This is a genomic window from Lacinutrix neustonica (assembly GCF_026625145.1).
Lineage (GTDB): Bacteria > Bacteroidota > Bacteroidia > Flavobacteriales > Flavobacteriaceae > Lacinutrix > Lacinutrix neustonica.
Genome location: NZ_CP113088.1, coordinates 1,030,497 through 1,046,631, shown reverse-complemented (window position 1 = coordinate 1,046,631; position 16,135 = coordinate 1,030,497). Strand labels below are relative to the sequence as shown.

General features: G+C 35.8%; 15 protein-coding genes and 7 pseudogenes. 6 read left to right on the top strand and 16 right to left on the bottom strand.

Annotated features, from left to right (window positions below):
• Positions 1–83: 83 nt before the first annotated feature.
• The 16 genes and pseudogenes from N7U66_RS21410 to N7U66_RS05695 form a co-directional block, all read right to left on the bottom strand.
• Positions 84–875 carry an FAD-binding domain-containing protein gene (locus N7U66_RS21410; protein ID WP_313791419.1) on the bottom strand — a complete coding sequence of 264 codons (792 nt, stop codon included), beginning with the start codon at positions 873–875 and terminating at the stop codon, positions 84–86.
• A 56-nt stretch (positions 876–931) separates the two neighbouring features.
• Positions 932–1,576, bottom strand: coding sequence for a deoxyribodipyrimidine photo-lyase (locus N7U66_RS21405; protein ID WP_313791418.1), 645 nt, complete (start codon positions 1,574–1,576; stop codon positions 932–934).
• Positions 1,576–3,110: pseudogene (locus tag N7U66_RS05760) on the bottom strand (cryptochrome/photolyase family protein). Before N7U66_RS05760 ends, N7U66_RS21405 begins: the two are co-directional and overlap by 1 nt.
• A 5-nt stretch (positions 3,111–3,115) precedes the next feature.
• Positions 3,116–4,033: a DASH family cryptochrome gene (locus N7U66_RS05755; RefSeq protein WP_267677700.1), complete on the bottom strand. Its 918-nt coding sequence runs from the start codon at positions 4,031–4,033 to the stop codon at positions 3,116–3,118.
• Positions 3,984–4,427 (bottom strand): annotated as a pseudogene (locus tag N7U66_RS05750) (deoxyribodipyrimidine photo-lyase); the annotation flags it as partial. The gene N7U66_RS05755 and the pseudogene N7U66_RS05750, both read right to left, overlap by 50 nt.
• Positions 4,373–4,549 (bottom strand): DUF2256 domain-containing protein, encoded by a 177-nt coding sequence (locus N7U66_RS05745; RefSeq protein ID WP_267677699.1) that lies wholly within the window; start codon positions 4,547–4,549, stop codon positions 4,373–4,375. The pseudogene N7U66_RS05750 and the gene N7U66_RS05745, both read right to left, overlap by 55 nt.
• A pseudogene (locus tag N7U66_RS05740) lies at positions 4,542–5,966 on the bottom strand (SDR family oxidoreductase). The gene N7U66_RS05745 and the pseudogene N7U66_RS05740 overlap by 8 nt, the downstream one beginning before the upstream one ends.
• Before the next feature lie 138 nt (positions 5,967–6,104).
• A complete protein-coding gene (locus N7U66_RS05735) occupies positions 6,105–6,731 on the bottom strand; it encodes a flavin reductase family protein (RefSeq protein WP_267677698.1) in 627 nt (208 codons plus the stop codon).
• The gene (locus tag N7U66_RS05730) at positions 6,732–8,042 is read right to left on the bottom strand and encodes an ABC1 kinase family protein (protein WP_267677697.1); all 1,311 of its coding nucleotides are present in this window, start codon (positions 8,040–8,042) and stop codon (positions 6,732–6,734) included.
• Positions 8,043–8,067: 25 nt separating this feature from the next.
• A pseudogene (locus tag N7U66_RS05725) lies at positions 8,068–8,516 on the bottom strand (TetR family transcriptional regulator C-terminal domain-containing protein).
• Between the two features lie 303 nt (positions 8,517–8,819).
• Positions 8,820–9,344 (bottom strand): MIP/aquaporin family protein, encoded by a 525-nt coding sequence (locus N7U66_RS05720; protein ID WP_267677696.1) that lies wholly within the window; start codon positions 9,342–9,344, stop codon positions 8,820–8,822.
• A complete protein-coding gene (locus N7U66_RS05715) occupies positions 9,310–9,492 on the bottom strand; it encodes an aquaporin (RefSeq protein ID WP_267677695.1) in 183 nt (60 codons plus the stop codon). The genes N7U66_RS05720 and N7U66_RS05715 overlap by 35 nt, the downstream gene beginning before the upstream one ends.
• A gap of 68 nt (positions 9,493–9,560) precedes the next feature.
• Positions 9,561–10,197: pseudogene (locus tag N7U66_RS05710) on the bottom strand (arsenate-mycothiol transferase ArsC).
• A gap of 26 nt (positions 10,198–10,223) precedes the next feature.
• The gene (locus N7U66_RS05705) at positions 10,224–10,712 is read right to left on the bottom strand and encodes a GNAT family N-acetyltransferase (protein ID WP_267677694.1); all 489 of its coding nucleotides are present in this window, start codon (positions 10,710–10,712) and stop codon (positions 10,224–10,226) included.
• 1 nt (position 10,713) lies between these two features.
• Positions 10,714–11,181 (bottom strand): DUF6428 family protein, encoded by a 468-nt coding sequence (locus N7U66_RS05700; protein WP_267677693.1) that lies wholly within the window; start codon positions 11,179–11,181, stop codon positions 10,714–10,716.
• A gap of 12 nt (positions 11,182–11,193) precedes the next feature.
• Positions 11,194–11,526 carry an ArsR/SmtB family transcription factor gene (locus N7U66_RS05695; RefSeq protein ID WP_267677692.1) on the bottom strand — a complete coding sequence of 111 codons (333 nt, stop codon included), beginning with the start codon at positions 11,524–11,526 and terminating at the stop codon, positions 11,194–11,196.
• Positions 11,527–11,667: 141 nt separating this feature from the next.
• Here N7U66_RS05695 and N7U66_RS05690 point away from each other — a divergent pair.
• From N7U66_RS05690 to N7U66_RS05665, 6 genes and pseudogenes are all read left to right on the top strand, one after another.
• Positions 11,668–12,526 (top strand): annotated as a pseudogene (locus N7U66_RS05690) (DUF2911 domain-containing protein).
• A gap of 669 nt (positions 12,527–13,195) precedes the next feature.
• Positions 13,196–13,534, top strand: coding sequence for a hypothetical protein (locus N7U66_RS05685; RefSeq protein WP_267677691.1), 339 nt, complete (start codon positions 13,196–13,198; stop codon positions 13,532–13,534).
• Positions 13,535–13,550: 16 nt separating this feature from the next.
• The gene (locus tag N7U66_RS05680) at positions 13,551–14,063 is read left to right on the top strand and encodes a 50S ribosomal protein L11 methyltransferase (protein WP_267677690.1); all 513 of its coding nucleotides are present in this window, start codon (positions 13,551–13,553) and stop codon (positions 14,061–14,063) included.
• A complete protein-coding gene (locus N7U66_RS05675) occupies positions 14,063–14,263 on the top strand; it encodes a hypothetical protein (protein WP_267677689.1) in 201 nt (66 codons plus the stop codon). The genes N7U66_RS05680 and N7U66_RS05675 overlap by 1 nt, the downstream gene beginning before the upstream one ends.
• 125 nt (positions 14,264–14,388) lie before the next feature.
• Positions 14,389–14,927 (top strand): annotated as a pseudogene (locus N7U66_RS05670) (helix-turn-helix domain-containing protein).
• Between the two features lie 37 nt (positions 14,928–14,964).
• On the top strand, positions 14,965–16,116 hold the full coding sequence (locus N7U66_RS05665; RefSeq protein ID WP_267677688.1) for a PAS domain-containing protein: 1,152 nt from the start codon (positions 14,965–14,967) through the stop codon (positions 16,114–16,116).
• The last annotated feature ends 19 nt before the right edge of the window (positions 16,117–16,135 follow it).

Sequence of the window (16,135 nt, the reverse complement as noted above, 5' to 3'; positions counted from 1 at the left end):
AATTAACATATTAGTTGTTTATGGTGTCATAGTTTTGAGTGATGGCAGTGAAATTGTTGGTGTAAAGTATTCAATTTAAGCTATTAAGAATTCCGGGTCATAATTTTTCTGTCGCTTAACGTATGCCTTCCTAATATGCGTATAGCTTCTTTTTTAACAAGAACATCTTCTTTCATACTCCAAAGTCTATCACTTGCTTTTTTCCTGGATTCTTTTTCATTCACTATGGGAAACGGGTAGTCTTCACCCAATTCAAAACCGGTTATTTGTTGATCAAAATAGGGTAATTCTGATGGGTTATGAATATGAGGCGCTTCTAGTCTTGACAACTCCGGCACCCATTTTTTAATAAATTCACCTTCTGGGTCGTGCGCGATGCTATTTTTCAAAGGATTGTAAATTCTTAACATATTTATACCTGTTTCTCCTGCCTGCATTTGTATTTGCGGATAGTGAATACCGGGTTCAAAATCTAAAAATTGAGAGGCTAGGTATTCACTCATATCCTGCCAGGGTTGCCAAAGATTATGGGTGAACATAGAAACGATCATGGCGCGCATTCTAAAGTTCAAGTATCCTGTTTCATTTAAACATCGGATGCAGGCGTCAACAAGTGGAAAACCCGTTCGTCCGGTTTTCCATGCATTTTGAAATTCTAAATTTACAGATTTATCTAAGTGGTGATAGCCTTTATTGATACTTTGAAATTCCATCTGACTTTCCATTTCAAATTTCTGGATAAAATGTGCCTGCCAACGTAATCTGGAAAGAAAGGCATTCAAATGTTTTTTATGATAACTCTCATTAAAGACCTCGCCTGTAGCATTGATTACTTCCTTTATTGAAAGGTTTCCCCAGGCAATGTAAGGAGACAAACGACTACAACTTAGTCTCGGCTTCTAAAGGTTTTGAAATATTAAAGCGATAATTTTTATGGCGTTCCTTTAAAAACGAATGCAAATATTTTAATCCTGTTGTTGTTCCTCCTTTCTCGGATGGTTTTACTCTCATTACATTTTAAATCAGTAGTATTGAAATCTTTTTTCAAAGTTTCAAGTTCTTCTATAGATATAAGTTGATTGGGTCTTGGGAGAAATTTATAGTCTTCCTTCATTATAAAATGCTCCCAATCTTCAATCCAGGTTTTCCTATTTTTAATGCCGCGAAAAACACCATTGTTAACATTCTCAATCCACTGAATATTATTTTTTTTACAAAATGATAAAAACGCGAGATCCCGATCAAATGTTTTTTTGATACCTGTTTCCTGATGCGAGTAAACCGTTGTAATATTAAAATGTTTTTGAAGTTTCAACATACACGATTCAATAGTGTCATTAATAGCAAGTACCTTCGATTGATTGTTTTTTAAATTACTGTTTAAGTCTTCTATTGATTGCTTTACAAAGTTCCAATGTCTTTCACTATAGTGTTTATCATGGAGGAGAAAATCTTCAAAAAGATAGAGTAGAAGTACCCGCTTTCCGTAATATAATGCCTTGTAAATGGCTTCGTTATCTGTTAAACGTAAATCTCGTTTTAACCAAACAATTTGAAGTTCTTCTTTATTGCTCATTAAAATTGGTTAGGATTTTCAATGATTTTTTGAGCCCTTTCTTTTATAACCTGTAAATCTTCATTATTCATTTTGTCCAGCAGACTATACATCATGCCCATTCTAAAATTCCCACTCAATTTTTCACGCTTTTCGTCCGAGAAAATTCCAATACAAACTATTAAAAGGACAAGCTTTGTCACCTACTTTTTCTTTATGATTGTAATGGCATTCTTTACAGTAATTGCTCATCTTATTAATGTAGCTTCCACTTGAAACATAGGGCTTTGTAGCAATTTTACCACCATCTGCATATTGACTCATACCTCGGTATTTGGGAGTTGCACCCATTCAATAGCATCAATATAAATACCTAAATACCAGGCATCAACTTCATCTGGATGTATTTGTGTTAGTAATGCATAATTTCCTGTTATCATTAATCGTTGAATGTGATGGGCGTAACTATTATTTAAAGAATTTGTAATGGTCTGTTTTAAACAATTCATTTTCGTATCACCCGTCCGAGAAGAATTTAGGCAATGGATTGTAGTTTTCTAAGTGATTTTGTGTTTTATAATCGGGCATTAACGCCCAATACATACCACGCATGTATTCTCTCCAACCTATAATTTGGCGAATAAACCCTTCTACCTGAGAGACATCTATATTTTCGCCATATTCACGCCAATAATTTAGAATGGTGTCTATCACATTCTTTGGTGATAATATTTTACAATTCAAGGCAAACGACAAACGCGAGTGAAAGAGATAGACTTCTTTAGTATGCATGGCGTCTTGGTAATCACCAAAATGTACTAAAAGATTTTCGCAAAAGTATTTAAGCTGGTCTAATGCCTGAGTTCTATTTATAGGATATTCAAAAACAGCTCTATTAAACGTTCCAATGGTGACCACGCCTTCAGATTGTAGTAATTCTATAATTTCTGAAACCTCATTATGAAATGCTTTAAAATCGGGAATGGCGTTCTCACCTTTCCATTTGTTTCTATTGCTTTTGTCATAATTCCATTTACCACCTTCTGGTTGTCCAGCAACCATTAATATATCGTGTTTCTTTCGCATGTCGCGATAAAAAGACTCCATTACCCATTGTTTCTTTCCTTTGAAGAAAGTGTCTAAATCGTCACGATTGGTATAAAAATGTTCAGTAGAGAAGACTTTGGTATTTATTTTCAGGGTATCACAAAAGGTCTTGAGCTGGTCATCTAGACGATATTCATCTCGGCATTTGGTATTGAAACGTATCAATGGCATGTGTTTTAATAAGTAGCTGAAGGTTTTTGGCGAGGTTTTGAGTATTGTGTTTATCATCTAATGTATAATAAATAACAGTACATTTATTGGACTCTAGATGTTTTGCAAAGTCTCGCATAGCCGCAAAGAAGCCAACTACTTTTTGAATGTGGTGTTTAACATAATCGGTTTCCTGCCGCATTTCAAACATACAGTAGAGGTAGTCTTCGTGAGGGTCCCTGTACCAAGAATGTTTGCTGTTTAATTGGTCGCCTAAAATTAATCGTAGTGTTTTCAATCGTTTCAAAATAAAGTGTCTTGTAACCACAAGCGTTGAAACTTACCTGCGCTATCATAGCGCTCAGCTTGTCGTTTCACGTTAAATGTTCGGTCTCTTGGATCATTACCTACACCTGAAACATACATCCAGTTGCCATAATTGCTATGTACATCGTAGTCTATTAATTGGGATTCAAAATAGGCAGCACCAATACGCCAATCTAAATTTAAAGTTTTGGCAAAATAACTCGCTACGTTTTGTCGCCCACGATTACTCATCCAACCTGTTTTTTTAAGTTCAATCATATTGGCATCAACAAAAGGTTCGCCTGTTTGCCCATTAATCCATTGCTCAATGACTTTTAGATTCTTTTTCCATTCGTAATCTTTTTCTAAAATACCGCCAATAAGAAAAATGTTGATTTTGTGCTTTAACGAAATGTATTTAAAATAATCTCTCCAAATTAATTCAAAAACCAACCAGTACGTCGAATCGTTTTTAAAATACTCTTGCTCAAACTGTATTACGTACCAATAAATAGTTCTAGCGCTTAAACTACCATTAGCCAGCCATGGAGAGAATTTAGAACTAAAATTTGTTCCTATTAATCCATTTCTTGTTTTCTTATAAACACCAAGTTTTTTAGAGGTAAAAAAGTAATCTTCCAAACGTTTAATGGCTTCGGTTTCTCCACCTCTAAATGGGAATGCAGCATTCGGATGGGTTTCAAAATCATCAAGCCCCAACTCTTTTAAGGAGGGGCTTTTTGTGTCGTTTTGAATTGTTTCTTGTTGAAAAGCAGCAGTCTCTCGGTTGGGTTTCAGGGCGTATTTCACTGTGGTCTTGTACTTTTTTACGAAACTCAGTAAAGACCTCCGGAACCGCTTTAAAAGAGAAGGGGAGGTCTTCCGGGTGGTATAAAAACTGATTATAGGTTTCAACAATCTCTATGTCTTCCGGAAGTACACCCAAAACGTTTTCACTAATAGCTAATTCCTCGGGCGTCCATTCCTTTTGAAAATAAATGGACTTGAAATGAAATTGCTTATGTAATTTGGAGATGGATGCTTCTGTAAAGGCGTGATATATAAATAATGGAATATTAAAAGGCCGTAATTCCGATTTTAGATCCGCTATAGTTTCTATTAGGAACTGTGCTCTAAATTTTTCTGTTTTTTTGAATCCGAAACCATCTTTAGAAAATTGTCCGGGGTCAAAGCAGTAAACAGCCACAACTTGACTGCTGTTGTTTAAGGCTTTACTAAAAGACGTGTTATCTCTTAATCGTAAATCGTTTCTAAACCAGATGAGGCCGCTGTTTTGTTTTTCCTGCATTTGTCACTACAATATTTTACGTTGTTCCAATCCTTTTCCCATTTTTTACGCCAAGTAAATAGCAAACCACAAGTAGGGCAGGTTTTGGTTGGGCGGTTTTGTTTTTCTATACGTTTAGGCATTGGCTAATTTATTTATCATCCCTTTAAATATAAACCCATGAAATGGTAAAACACTATACCAATATAAGCGACCTGCTAATCCGCGAGGTCTAAAAACAGCACGCTGGTATACTTTTCCTTTGGCAACCCGAAATTCTAACCAGGCTTCCCCAGGTAATTTCATTTCAGCAAAAAGTAAAAGGCGTTTGTTTTTTTTATCGATAAGAAGCACGCGCCAAAAGTCTAAAGCATCCCCAGTTCTAATCGTATTTTTATTCGTTCTACCGCGACGTAACCCGGTACCGCCCACCAACTTGTCCATATAGCCACGAATTTTCCATAAAAACGTGCCGTAATACCAGCCGTTTTCACCTCCAATAGCACATATTTTCGCAAAAGTGCGGTCCTCGTCTAGAACGTTTCTTTCTTTTACATCTTTAAAACAGCCATATTTTGGGACATGGACGTATTTTGTTGAAACCCGCTTTTTATAGCGACTGCTAACAAAAGAATCCTTCCAACTGGAGAGTATACTGTTTTGTTTAATCTTGACAAAGGCAAATTGTACGGCTTCATCATAATTCATGGGTTCAATATCTAATAGCCTGTTAATGTTGCTTTTATTACCAATGATTTCAACACCCATGCTATTGACTAAGGTTCACGCTAGTTTGTATGAGGTTGATGTTACAAAATAAAGCCAGTAACTCGATAATTTGGGGGTCATTACTGGAACTGTAATAATAGATCTTTTCAGTTTTCTAATTTTCGCAAAACGCAGCAACATTTGCTTATAGGTTAAAATTTCTCGGACCAAAAATGTCATAAGATTTATTATATAAACGGGAATCGCCTAGGCCGCGACTTAAAAAGGATAGGACATCTCGAATACCAATGGGTTGCGTTTTTGTATTCAACCATTTTGGCGCTATCATAACGGGAAGTTTTTCTACTAAATCTCTAATAATTTCAAAAGAAGAACTTCCGAGCCTACTATAATACCCGCTTTAAAAACAGTTAAGGCATAGGTTGAAGATTGTAATGCTTGTTCTACATTTTTTCGCGATAACAAATGTTTCGAGAGCTTAGTATCGTTAGTAATACCGCTTAAATAAATAACCTGCTTGGTATTAGTTTGTTCGATGTAGTGTTTAAAATTCATCGCACAGTCGTTTTCCATTTGATGAAAACTATCAATGCTATTCGACATAGAATGAATTAAATAATAGGCAGCATCGATATCTTTGGGGATGTTTTCAAGTGTTTCCGGATTTAAAAAATCGGCTTCAACGACAATGACATGATCCTCTGCTCTATAGCGGTGTTCTGTTCGTAGTTTGCCCCGTACCGCACATATTACAGTATGACCTTGTTCTATTAACAGGGGTATTAATCGTTTTCCTATATACCCCGTAGCACCTGTAACTAATACTCTCATTTTATTTAATTTATAACTTTAGATCACACCTCGCGGTTTTGAAATGTTGTAAGCCATTGATTTTTATTGACCTTCCTATTAATGGAGTTTATTTTTATCTAAACATTTTTATTCTCTATTATGCCCAATCCAATAATATTACCAATTTAAATTTTTGGTCTCTCGGTAATTCAATCTTGTTTTTAATTTCGGAATGGTATAGCCGTCTAGACCATTAATGGCTGCGATATTGGCCTTTTCCAAATCTATAAAACCATCTTTTGCTAGCAAATGATCTTGAATATACAAATTTTGAATTTCGCCTATCACCAAAATCGTCTCATTCGCTTTAATAAAATATTCCTCAATAAATTTCATTTCTATTTGAATGGGTGCTTCTTTAACAAAAGGGGCAATACAGTCTCTTTTGTATTCTGAAATTAAGCCTGTTCTATCAAATTCTGAGATTTCTGAAGGGTATTTTGCCGAGGTATGGTGGGCATCCTCAAGAATGGATTCATGAATAGGGTTCATCGTGTAAATACCAGTGTCTTTAATATTAGTGTAAGTATTACGTGTAACAGTGGTCGGTCTACAAAAGAAACCTAGCAAAGGAGGGTTGGACCCAACATGTGTCACAGAACTAAATACAGCAACATTTTCAACACCTTCTTTTGAGGTTGTAGCTATTAAATTAGCGCTTTTAAAACCGGAACAGCTATTAATAAGGTTAATCTTATATAGATGCTCTAAATTATTAATGTCCTTACTGTTGAAAACCGCCATTTATAAGGTGTTAAAGTTATTTATTTTAACATCTTGAGCTTTTAAATCAAACATCAAGTTATATAGGCCAAAAAAGGTGCGGTTGATATAAATAAAATGTTTAGAGCCTCGATTGCCATTCATTTTACGTAATTCTGCACTTTTACTATACCGCTGGCCTAATTCTCCAATTTTTTCGAAAAACTGTGGATTAGAAAAATCAAAAGTTTCATTATGGAACGGCTGGGTAAATAAACTTAACATTTCGTGAAATAAACTTCTAAAAAAGGCAAGTTCTTCGAGCGAATCATCTGCTCGGAGAATTTCCAATTCATACATTTTGGCATCAAAAAGTTCGGGGTTATCGATACATTCTTTTTTAGCTAATTCAAAATAAGGGACATAGAATTCGTCCGGGATGCTTTTCATACAGCCAAAATCTAGAGCAACGAGTTCTCCTTGTTTAGAAATTAAAAAATTACCTGGATGCGGATCGGCATGTACTTTTTTCAAGTTATGTATTTGGAACATATAGAAATCCCAAAGGGCTTGGCCTAAGATATTTGCTTTGTTCTGGTCGGTATTATAGGCGGTGAATTCAGAAAGGTGTTCACCTTCCATCCAGTCCATAGTAATGATGCGTTCTGAAGACAATGCTTCGTAATAACGAGGAAATTTGAGATTAGGGATGTGTTGGCACGCTTTCACGAGTTCCATACTTTGTTCAATTTCTAAGAGATAATTAGTTTCTTCAACCAATTTATCTTCTACTTCCTGAAAGTATTTATCGCTATCTTTTCCTTTAATGTTAAACATCTTAATAGCAATAGGCTTTACCATGGCTAAGTCACTAGAAATACTCTCTGCGACACCAGGGTATTGAATTTTTACAGCAAGTTTCTTTCCATCCTTTTCTGCAATATGTACCTGCCCGATGCTGGCAGCATTTACAGAGGTTGCATTGAAGGTCTCGAAAATTTCAGTTGGTAATTTACCAAAGTATTTTTTGAAGGTTTTGGTCACTAAGGGCGCCGATAAGGGAGGCACGGAAAACTGCGCTAATGAAAATTTCTCTACATAAGCTTGCGGTAATATACTCTTTTCCATACTTAGCATTTGCGCAACTTTAAGCGCGCTTCCTTTCAGTTTTTTTAAGCCATCATAAATGTCTTCGGCATTATTTTCATTTAATCTTTCTTTAGATTCTAATTCGGTTTTCGTAATGCGATCACCATAATACTTAATATAATTAACCCCAACCTTGGCACCCGTTTGGACTAATTTTGAGGCGCGTTGGATTTTTGAGGTTGGTATGTTGTCTATCGTTTTCAAAGTGGTAAAATTTAAATTAATTCATCTAGATTTTCTCTTTGAAAATGAATTTTCCAAAGTCAATTAAACTTTTAAGGGGTGCAACATCCAGCACATCAAAACTCGTGTTTACCGATTTTTCGATAAAAATATCCGTTTTTTCAAAATTAGGTGAGGTGTCATCCAGCGAAATTTTATAGTTAATAAGAGTTGCAGCCAAGCGGTCTCTTTTAAGCTTCTAGTTTGGATTTTTTCTAATTGATCTTGTTTTAGGTCAATCATCTCAATGCCTAGTTCTGAAATATAATGTGTAAAGCTTGACTTTAATGTCGCTAAGGCGCCTAGTGATTTCATGCTGTTTTTATGCTTGTGTAGGGCATAAATAACATAACTTCTATTCGCTGTTAAATTTTCAAAAAAAGTAAAATAGAAACTAAGGAGTTGGTTGCGAGGCTCAAAATCTTTATAGTCTTGACTTTTATGTAGCGCGGTCATTGTATTATCGAAGAACGTATTGAATATTGCTTTTTCTAAGGCTTCAAACGAACCGAAAAACTCATAGAATTTGGACTCTTCAAAATGGTTGTGCTTTGCAAAACTATAGACCGATGTTGGTTGCTTGTCGTGCTCTAATACATAATCCATATAATAAGTAATCATGTCATTTGCACTCATGTTTTTTTTCTTTGCCATCTTATTGAAATTTGATAGCCTAAAGATACGAAATGTTTAACTGTTTAAGGTTTAAGTTAAACAAAATTAACAAGAGTTTGTGACCTACGATTGTAGTCGAATACACTAACAGTTTATGTCTTTGCAGCAGGAGTCCTCCTTAACTAGTTTACAAGACGATACGGCTGCGATTGCACCTAATATGGGTGCTGAAATATACAACCATAAATACTGATAATTACCAGTAAATAGAGCAGGAGCAATGGAGCGAATAGGGTTCATGGAGGCCTTTGTCATTGGGCCAGCAAACATGGCTTCGAGTAAAATAACGCCGCCTACAGCAATGGCAGCCATCGTGCCAATTTCTTTACTTCCTGTAGACACATTGATAATAACAACCATTAAAAAGAACGTGAGTAGAAACTCCAAAATGGCAGCTTTGTATGGGGGAAATCCTTGAGCGGGGGTGGTTTCCCCTAAAAACTGACTATCAGGAAATAGAAACCACAAAAGCGCACTGGCTACTATTGCTCCAATGGCTTGAGCAATAATGTATTTAGGGACTTCTTTCCAGGCAAAGCGTTTGGCAAAGGCAAATCCAATAGATACCGCGGGATTAAAATGGGCGCCGAGAGATGTCTCCAAAAGCATAAATCATGGCCATGACTATTAATCCCCAAGTCATTGCAACACCAACGTGAGAAATATCTCCATTTGTAATTTCATTGATGGTCATAGCACCAGTTCCACAAAAAACCATTGCGAATGTTCCGATTGCTTCAGCGTAGTATTTTTTCATATTTATTTCCCACGAAAGTGGGAATCTGTTTAAGGTTGTACTTAATTATTCCTATGAAAATAGAAATCTTAGTTTTTTACTTGTTCAAAAACATACTTCATTTCTGTTGCTATTTGGTTGGAGCGCTCCGGATATTTTTCGTCCTGTTGTGGCGTATTATCAAATAGCTTTGGATCGTCATAGGTCACAGGAATCCTTCTTTCCGCACCAGCAATAAAAGGGCAGGCTTCATCTGCGGATGAGCAGGTTAATATGGCCGCAAACGCTGACTCCTGGATTGAACACATGATCAAATGTTTTTGAAAAACCAATAATGGGATGCGCGTTAGCGTCAAATTTAATACCATATACGGGATTACTTTCCACAGATAGTGTTTCAATTTGCACCCCACAGCTTTGTAACGTCTCAGCTATTTTAGGGAATAATGCCGTGGCTTCTGTACCACCGGAATAGCAGGTTACTTTTTCTACCTTATAATAAAAGGCCATAATCTGTGCCCATACTTGAGATAAATGGCTTCTACGTGAATTATGAGTGCAAATAAAGTTAAGCCTAATAGGCTCATGAGCGCTTTTTTTCTCTGTAATATAGTCAACAAGGGGTTGTAGTACTTTTTTTCGGTCATCGCTAACCGTTATAACATTGAGCGTTTGTATGTGGATTTGTAGGGAATCAAAAGAGGTTCTATTTTCTGATTGTATCATGCTTTTGAGCTGTTTTTTTAATAAAGCTAAACCCCAACGGTTTTACTTCTTCTTTCTAAAATAATATTATCTAGCCACTTATTATTCAATTTTCCTATTTTTTCTCTATAACCAATGATTCTAAAACCGCAACCCAAATGTAAGTTAAGACTGCTTTTATTTTCCCTCATAATACCGGCTTGTAAGGTCCAAATCTCATTGTTTTCACTTATGGTAATTAGCTGCTCTAATAATCGTTTTCCAATGCCTTGTCCGCGGTGATCCTTCGCCACATAAACGCTCGCTTCTGCAACACCTCTGTAAACTGGTCTTGTGGATGTGGCACTTAACGCAGCCCAACCCAAATAAGCATTTTTTTCTTTAGCTAAAAGTCTACCAAACGATAGGTGAGCGGCCTGCCACTTATCCCAATCGGGAACTTCTGTTTCAAACGTGGCCAACGCTGTGTTAATCCCTTCTTTATAAATGGTTTGAACTTGAACATAGTTGGTTTTATTTATGCCAACGCATTCCATGCTAACAGCAACCAGATTCAGGAGAGCAGCTAGCTTGATCTTGCAGCTGAGAGAGTTTTACTTTTTGTTTAACGGGAATACCACAGGCATCTTTCGCTAAACAATCTGTGACTAAAGACGTTAATAAAAAAGTATTGTTCTCAAAGGCTAAACCAAATTTTTCAATGGTTTGCTCCCCTTGGTATTCCACCTCTATTTCTAAGTCTTCAAGATTTAAAGTGTCTTGAGAGAGTGCTATAATTTTTAAGAGTTTTTCGGGATGTAATCTGTGATCATAATCGTTTGCATTCCGGAGCTGAAAATTCACTTTTTTTTCTTGCCTTAAAGTACCACCACAATCTATAAAGGTTTTAGAAATCTTTCCTATTTCTGTGACATGAAAATGGTTAGGAACTAATGTCCCATTTGGTAAGGTAAATGAAATCGTGTCTAATTTTTCTAAGGTATTTTTAATTTCTGTAAGTGTCATAATGTTTAAGTATTAACAGCAGTCGCCGTGGTTTATAGTGTCTTCATTTAAAAAAGCGAACAACACCGTTTTCATAGATTTCCAATTTTCCGGGTCTATACAATAGCAAACACTAGTGCCTTCCACCGAGCCTTTAATTAATCCTAATGTTTTTAGTTCTTTTAAATGTTGTGAAATGGTGGGTTGTGCCAACCCAATTTGATTGACTAAATCGCCACAGACGCAAGAATTGATTTCAAAAAGATGTTGAATGATAGCCACGCGAGCCGGATGCCCAAATGCTTTTGCAAATAATGCGATTGTGTTTTGTTCTTTTGTGAACTTTTCTGATTTAATTAAGCCCATTTAATTTGTTTATTGCAATGTTACGATTAATGAATGAGAAATACAAATACTTTCTGGTTAATTTAAGGTTTTATTAACAAGCAAAAGCCTAGCTTATTCGTAAATTTACTCTCGTTTTATAACCAACACACTTAAAATATTATGAAAAAATTACTTTTATTGGCTATGGTATTTGCTGTATCATTTACTACAAATACTACCTATGCCCAAGTAGAAACACCACAACCGAGTCCGTTCTCAAAAGTAGAACAGAAAGTTGGACTAACCGATGTTACTTTAGAATACTCAAGACCTGGGATGAAAGGACGTACCATTTTTGGAGATCTAGTACCTTATGGAAAATTATGGAGAACAGGCGCAAATGCAAATACAAAAATCACGTTTAGTGATGATGTTATGATTGGTGGAAAAGAAGTGAAAGCTGGATCTTATGCCGTTTTTACAACACCGAACGAAAAATCTTGGGATGTTGTTTTTTATTCTGATGCAGATAACTGGGGTACACCAGCAAAATGGGATGATAGTAAAGTGGTAACAACGGTGAAAGCTGACGTTATGAAAATGCCTATGAAAATGGAAACGTTTACGATTATACTGGATGATTTGTCTAACAATTCAGCAACCTTAGGAATGCTATGGGAAGATGTTTATGTTCCTGTTAAAATAGAAGTGCCAACGGCAAAAAAAGTATCTGCAAATATAGAAAAGGCTATGTCTCGGACCTAGTGCTGCAGATTATTATTCATCGGCAGTATATTATTTACAAGAAGGTAAAGATATTGAAAAAGCAGTGAAATGGATTGATAAGGCTGTAGATATGACTAAGGACGAACCACGTTTTTGGTATTTACGTCAGCAATCTTTAATTCATGCCAAAGCAGGAAATAAAGAAGGTGCAATTGCTGCAGCAAAGGCCTCTTTAGCTGCTGCTGAAAAAGCGGGTAATACAGATTATGTAAAAATGAATAAAGCGTCTCTTAAAGAATGGGGGGCTAAGTAATATTGATTTTTAGAGTCAGTCTCTAGTAAAAAGCGCAATCGTACGATTGCGCTTTTTTTTATGTTTTTTTTAATGTATTCATACTTACCAGTTGATGAGAGCATTGACGAAGTATGCTAAACGTTTATTTAATACATTGGTGCGCCACGAACAGTACCTCATGCTATTCCCATGAGTTAATTCTCGCTAGAAAGGAGGGGTGCACTTTAGCTTTGGAGGTCATTGCTTATGCTCCGTTATTTTAACTTTAAATCATTTCTTCTACTTTTAATAATGAGGCACTAACTATAATAATAGGGTGTTGTTCGCTAATTAGTAGAGGAGTATGGTGGTAATGGGTTTTAATACGGTATCTTTACTTTTGTGTTAATGATCTCTTGATATTAATGACCTCTTCGCAACACTTCAGCGAATGGTTGAGGCTGTTTTTTAAGCTTTTATTTCGATTAATGAAACTTAGTAGTCAATTTGATGCCTGATTGCTATACACCAGTATCTCAATAGTAATGTTAATAATACGTTTTGCCGATGTCATTAGGCTGCAATTCGTTTCAATTTTAAAACAAGACTTTTTTAAAACGGTTTTCTTATTTGTTCCATTTTTTATCACTATACACTGGACTCCATAATAAATAAGCAGCAACCATTTTATGGAAGTGCACTCAAAAAATGATTTCAAATATAGAAATAAACAAACCGGCACCTATGGCTAAAGGAAACCGGATAGACCTGTTTAATCGGGAAACAGATTTCAAGCAGACCATAAAAATATTAGAAGCAGGAAAACCGGTGTTAATAACGGCGTTTTACAGTAATGGTTTATTGTTGCTTAAGGCGTTAAAAATGCATCTTAAGCGAAAGTTGCCAAATAGCTCTTTCCAGGAACAACGGGCGTATCGATCGGAATACCATAAGTTGTCTAATCTTGTCTTAATTGAAATCGCAGACCATGAACTGTCTGTTAAAAAAGGGCCTTCAATAGGATGGTTAAAGAAACTGTATCCGTGAAACCAGTCATTTCTTATTGCCTTTTCCTCAAATACAAGGACTCAACAGTGCTTGGCAGTGGTACAAAAATGGCATTACTATTCCTATGTTAAGGAATAAATTACATCCCTATTATGGGACTTATTTCCCTACGCGTTTCGATCATTTAGAACTTTTCGATCGTTGGTTAAAATATTATGAGGGGGCGAAAAAAACGGCAATAGACGTTGGCATTGGTAGTGGCGTTCTATCACTACAAATGATAAAGCATGGCTTTCAAAAGGTTTTTGGTACAGACATAAATCCTAATGCCATTATAGGGTTAACAGAGTATATGGGGGAGACAAAGTTATCTCGGAAAATTGATTTAGATTTGGGGTATCTTTTTGGAAAGTTTGAAAAACAAACAGAACTTATAGTTTTTAATCCGCCCTGGTTACGCGAATCCCATAATGTTGACAACCTTGAGGAAGCTATTTATTATAATGAAAACCTCTTTCCTGATTTTTTTGAAGGCGCCAAACAACGTCTTTTGCCGAAGGAAAGCTAGTGCTCTTATTCTCGAATTTAGCCCAAATAACTAATGTAACAACAGTACATCCTATAGAAAAGGAACTTACCGAAGGTGGGCGATTTCAATTGGAACATTTTTTTAAAAAGTCTGTAAAATTAGCGTCCTCAAAAACAAAGCGTGATCAACATTGGCGTGCACTAGAAGAAGTAGAACTGTGGGTGCTGACTCATAAATAATTTCTAAAAAAAGGATGAAATTATATTTATACTATAACATATCTTTTGTCTGAGAAACAACAGCTTTTTGAACTGTTTTAGTTGTACATTTAAAAAAAAATCTTTTGAAACTACATATTAAATACATGGTAAGCAACCGCTGCAAAATAGCAGTTAAAGAAGATTTAACAAAGCTAGGTCTACACTTCGTTATTGTAGATTTAGGTGAAGTAGAGGTCATGGAAAACATTACCCCGAACTGCGAAATCAAATTAAAGCCGTTTTACTTAAATCCGGATTTGAATTGATGGACGATAAACGGGCTGTTTTAATTGAGAAAATAAAAAATGCCATAATTGAAATGGTGCATCATTCTGATGCAGTAATCAAAGTAAATTTTTCAAATTATTTAAGCGAGAAGTTAAGCCATGATTACACGTATATGTCTAACTTATTCTCTGAAGTTCAAGGCACGACTATTGAGCAATTCATTATTGCACACAAAATAGAAAGAATCAAGGAATTCATTATTTACGGCGAATTAAATATTACTGAAATTGCTTGGAAAATGAATTATAGTAGTGTCGCCCATTTATCGAATCAGTTTAAAAAAATGACTGGACTTTCGCCTTCTCACTTTAAAAAATTAAAGGATAAAAGACGTAGCCCATTAGAAGAAATTTGATCAAGATAAGGGCTTGAATCCCATGACAATGAAAGACATGAAACACACACAAGTTACAGATTTTAATTATGCGCGTAGTCTAATTGAGGCTAGCTTAGACCCCTTAGTCACTATAAGTGCAGAAGGGAAAATTACAGATGTTAACAAAGCATCGATAAATGCTACGGGCATTTCGCGGGAAGCACTTATTGACACTAATTTTTCGCAGTATTTCACAGACCCTAAAAAAGCACAGGAAGGGTATTTGCAAGTCTTTGAAAAAGGTTTTGTGTCGGATTATCCATTAACGATAAAACATAAAAATGGAGATTTAATGGATGTATTATATAATGCTTCCGTTTATAGAGATGACAAAGGGCATGTGCTTGGCGTTTTTGCCGCGGCTCGTGATGTCACCATTCAAAAATGGGCGATAGATATAAGAGAAGCTAATGCAGAGTTGGCTGCTCAAAATAGAATAATAGAAAAACGTGCTGCTGAGTTGGTCATTGCCAATAAAGAACTGGCGTTTCAAAATAAAGTAAAAGAGAAACGCGCCGCAGAATTGATTATTGCTAACAAAGAGCTCGCCTTCCGTAATACTGAGAAAGAAAAACGTGCTGCTGAGTTGGTCATTGCCAATAAAGAATTGGCATATCAAAATAAAGTAAAAGAGAAACGCGCCGCAGAATTGATTATTGCTAACAAAGAGCTCGCCTTTCAGAATACTGAAAAAGAAAAACGTGCTGCTGAGTTGGTTGTTGCTAATGAGGAACTGGCGTTTCAAAATATTAAGAATACAAAACAAGACCTTACCAATAAAAAACTTCAAGCGTCTAATATTAATATAAAATTAGATTCCCAATATTCTTTGAGTCTCATTGAAGCGAGTCTAGATCCATTGGTTACTATTAGTTCAAAGGGGAAGATAACAGATATGAACGAGGCTTTAACCAATGTTACGGGACTAACAAGGGAAGAGCTAACCGATTCTGATTTTCTAGATTATTTTACAGAGCCAAAAAAAGCAAGAGATGTTTATTTGGAAGTATTTGCAAAAGGGTCTGTTGCCGATTTTCCATTAACACTGCGTCATAAAAACGGTAAATTGACAGACGTATTATTTAATGGATCCACGTATAAAGACGAAGATGGAAATGTAGATGGGGTTGTTATTGTTGCCCGTGATGTTACAGAACAAAAAAAGTAGCTAAAGAGCTTACAGAAGC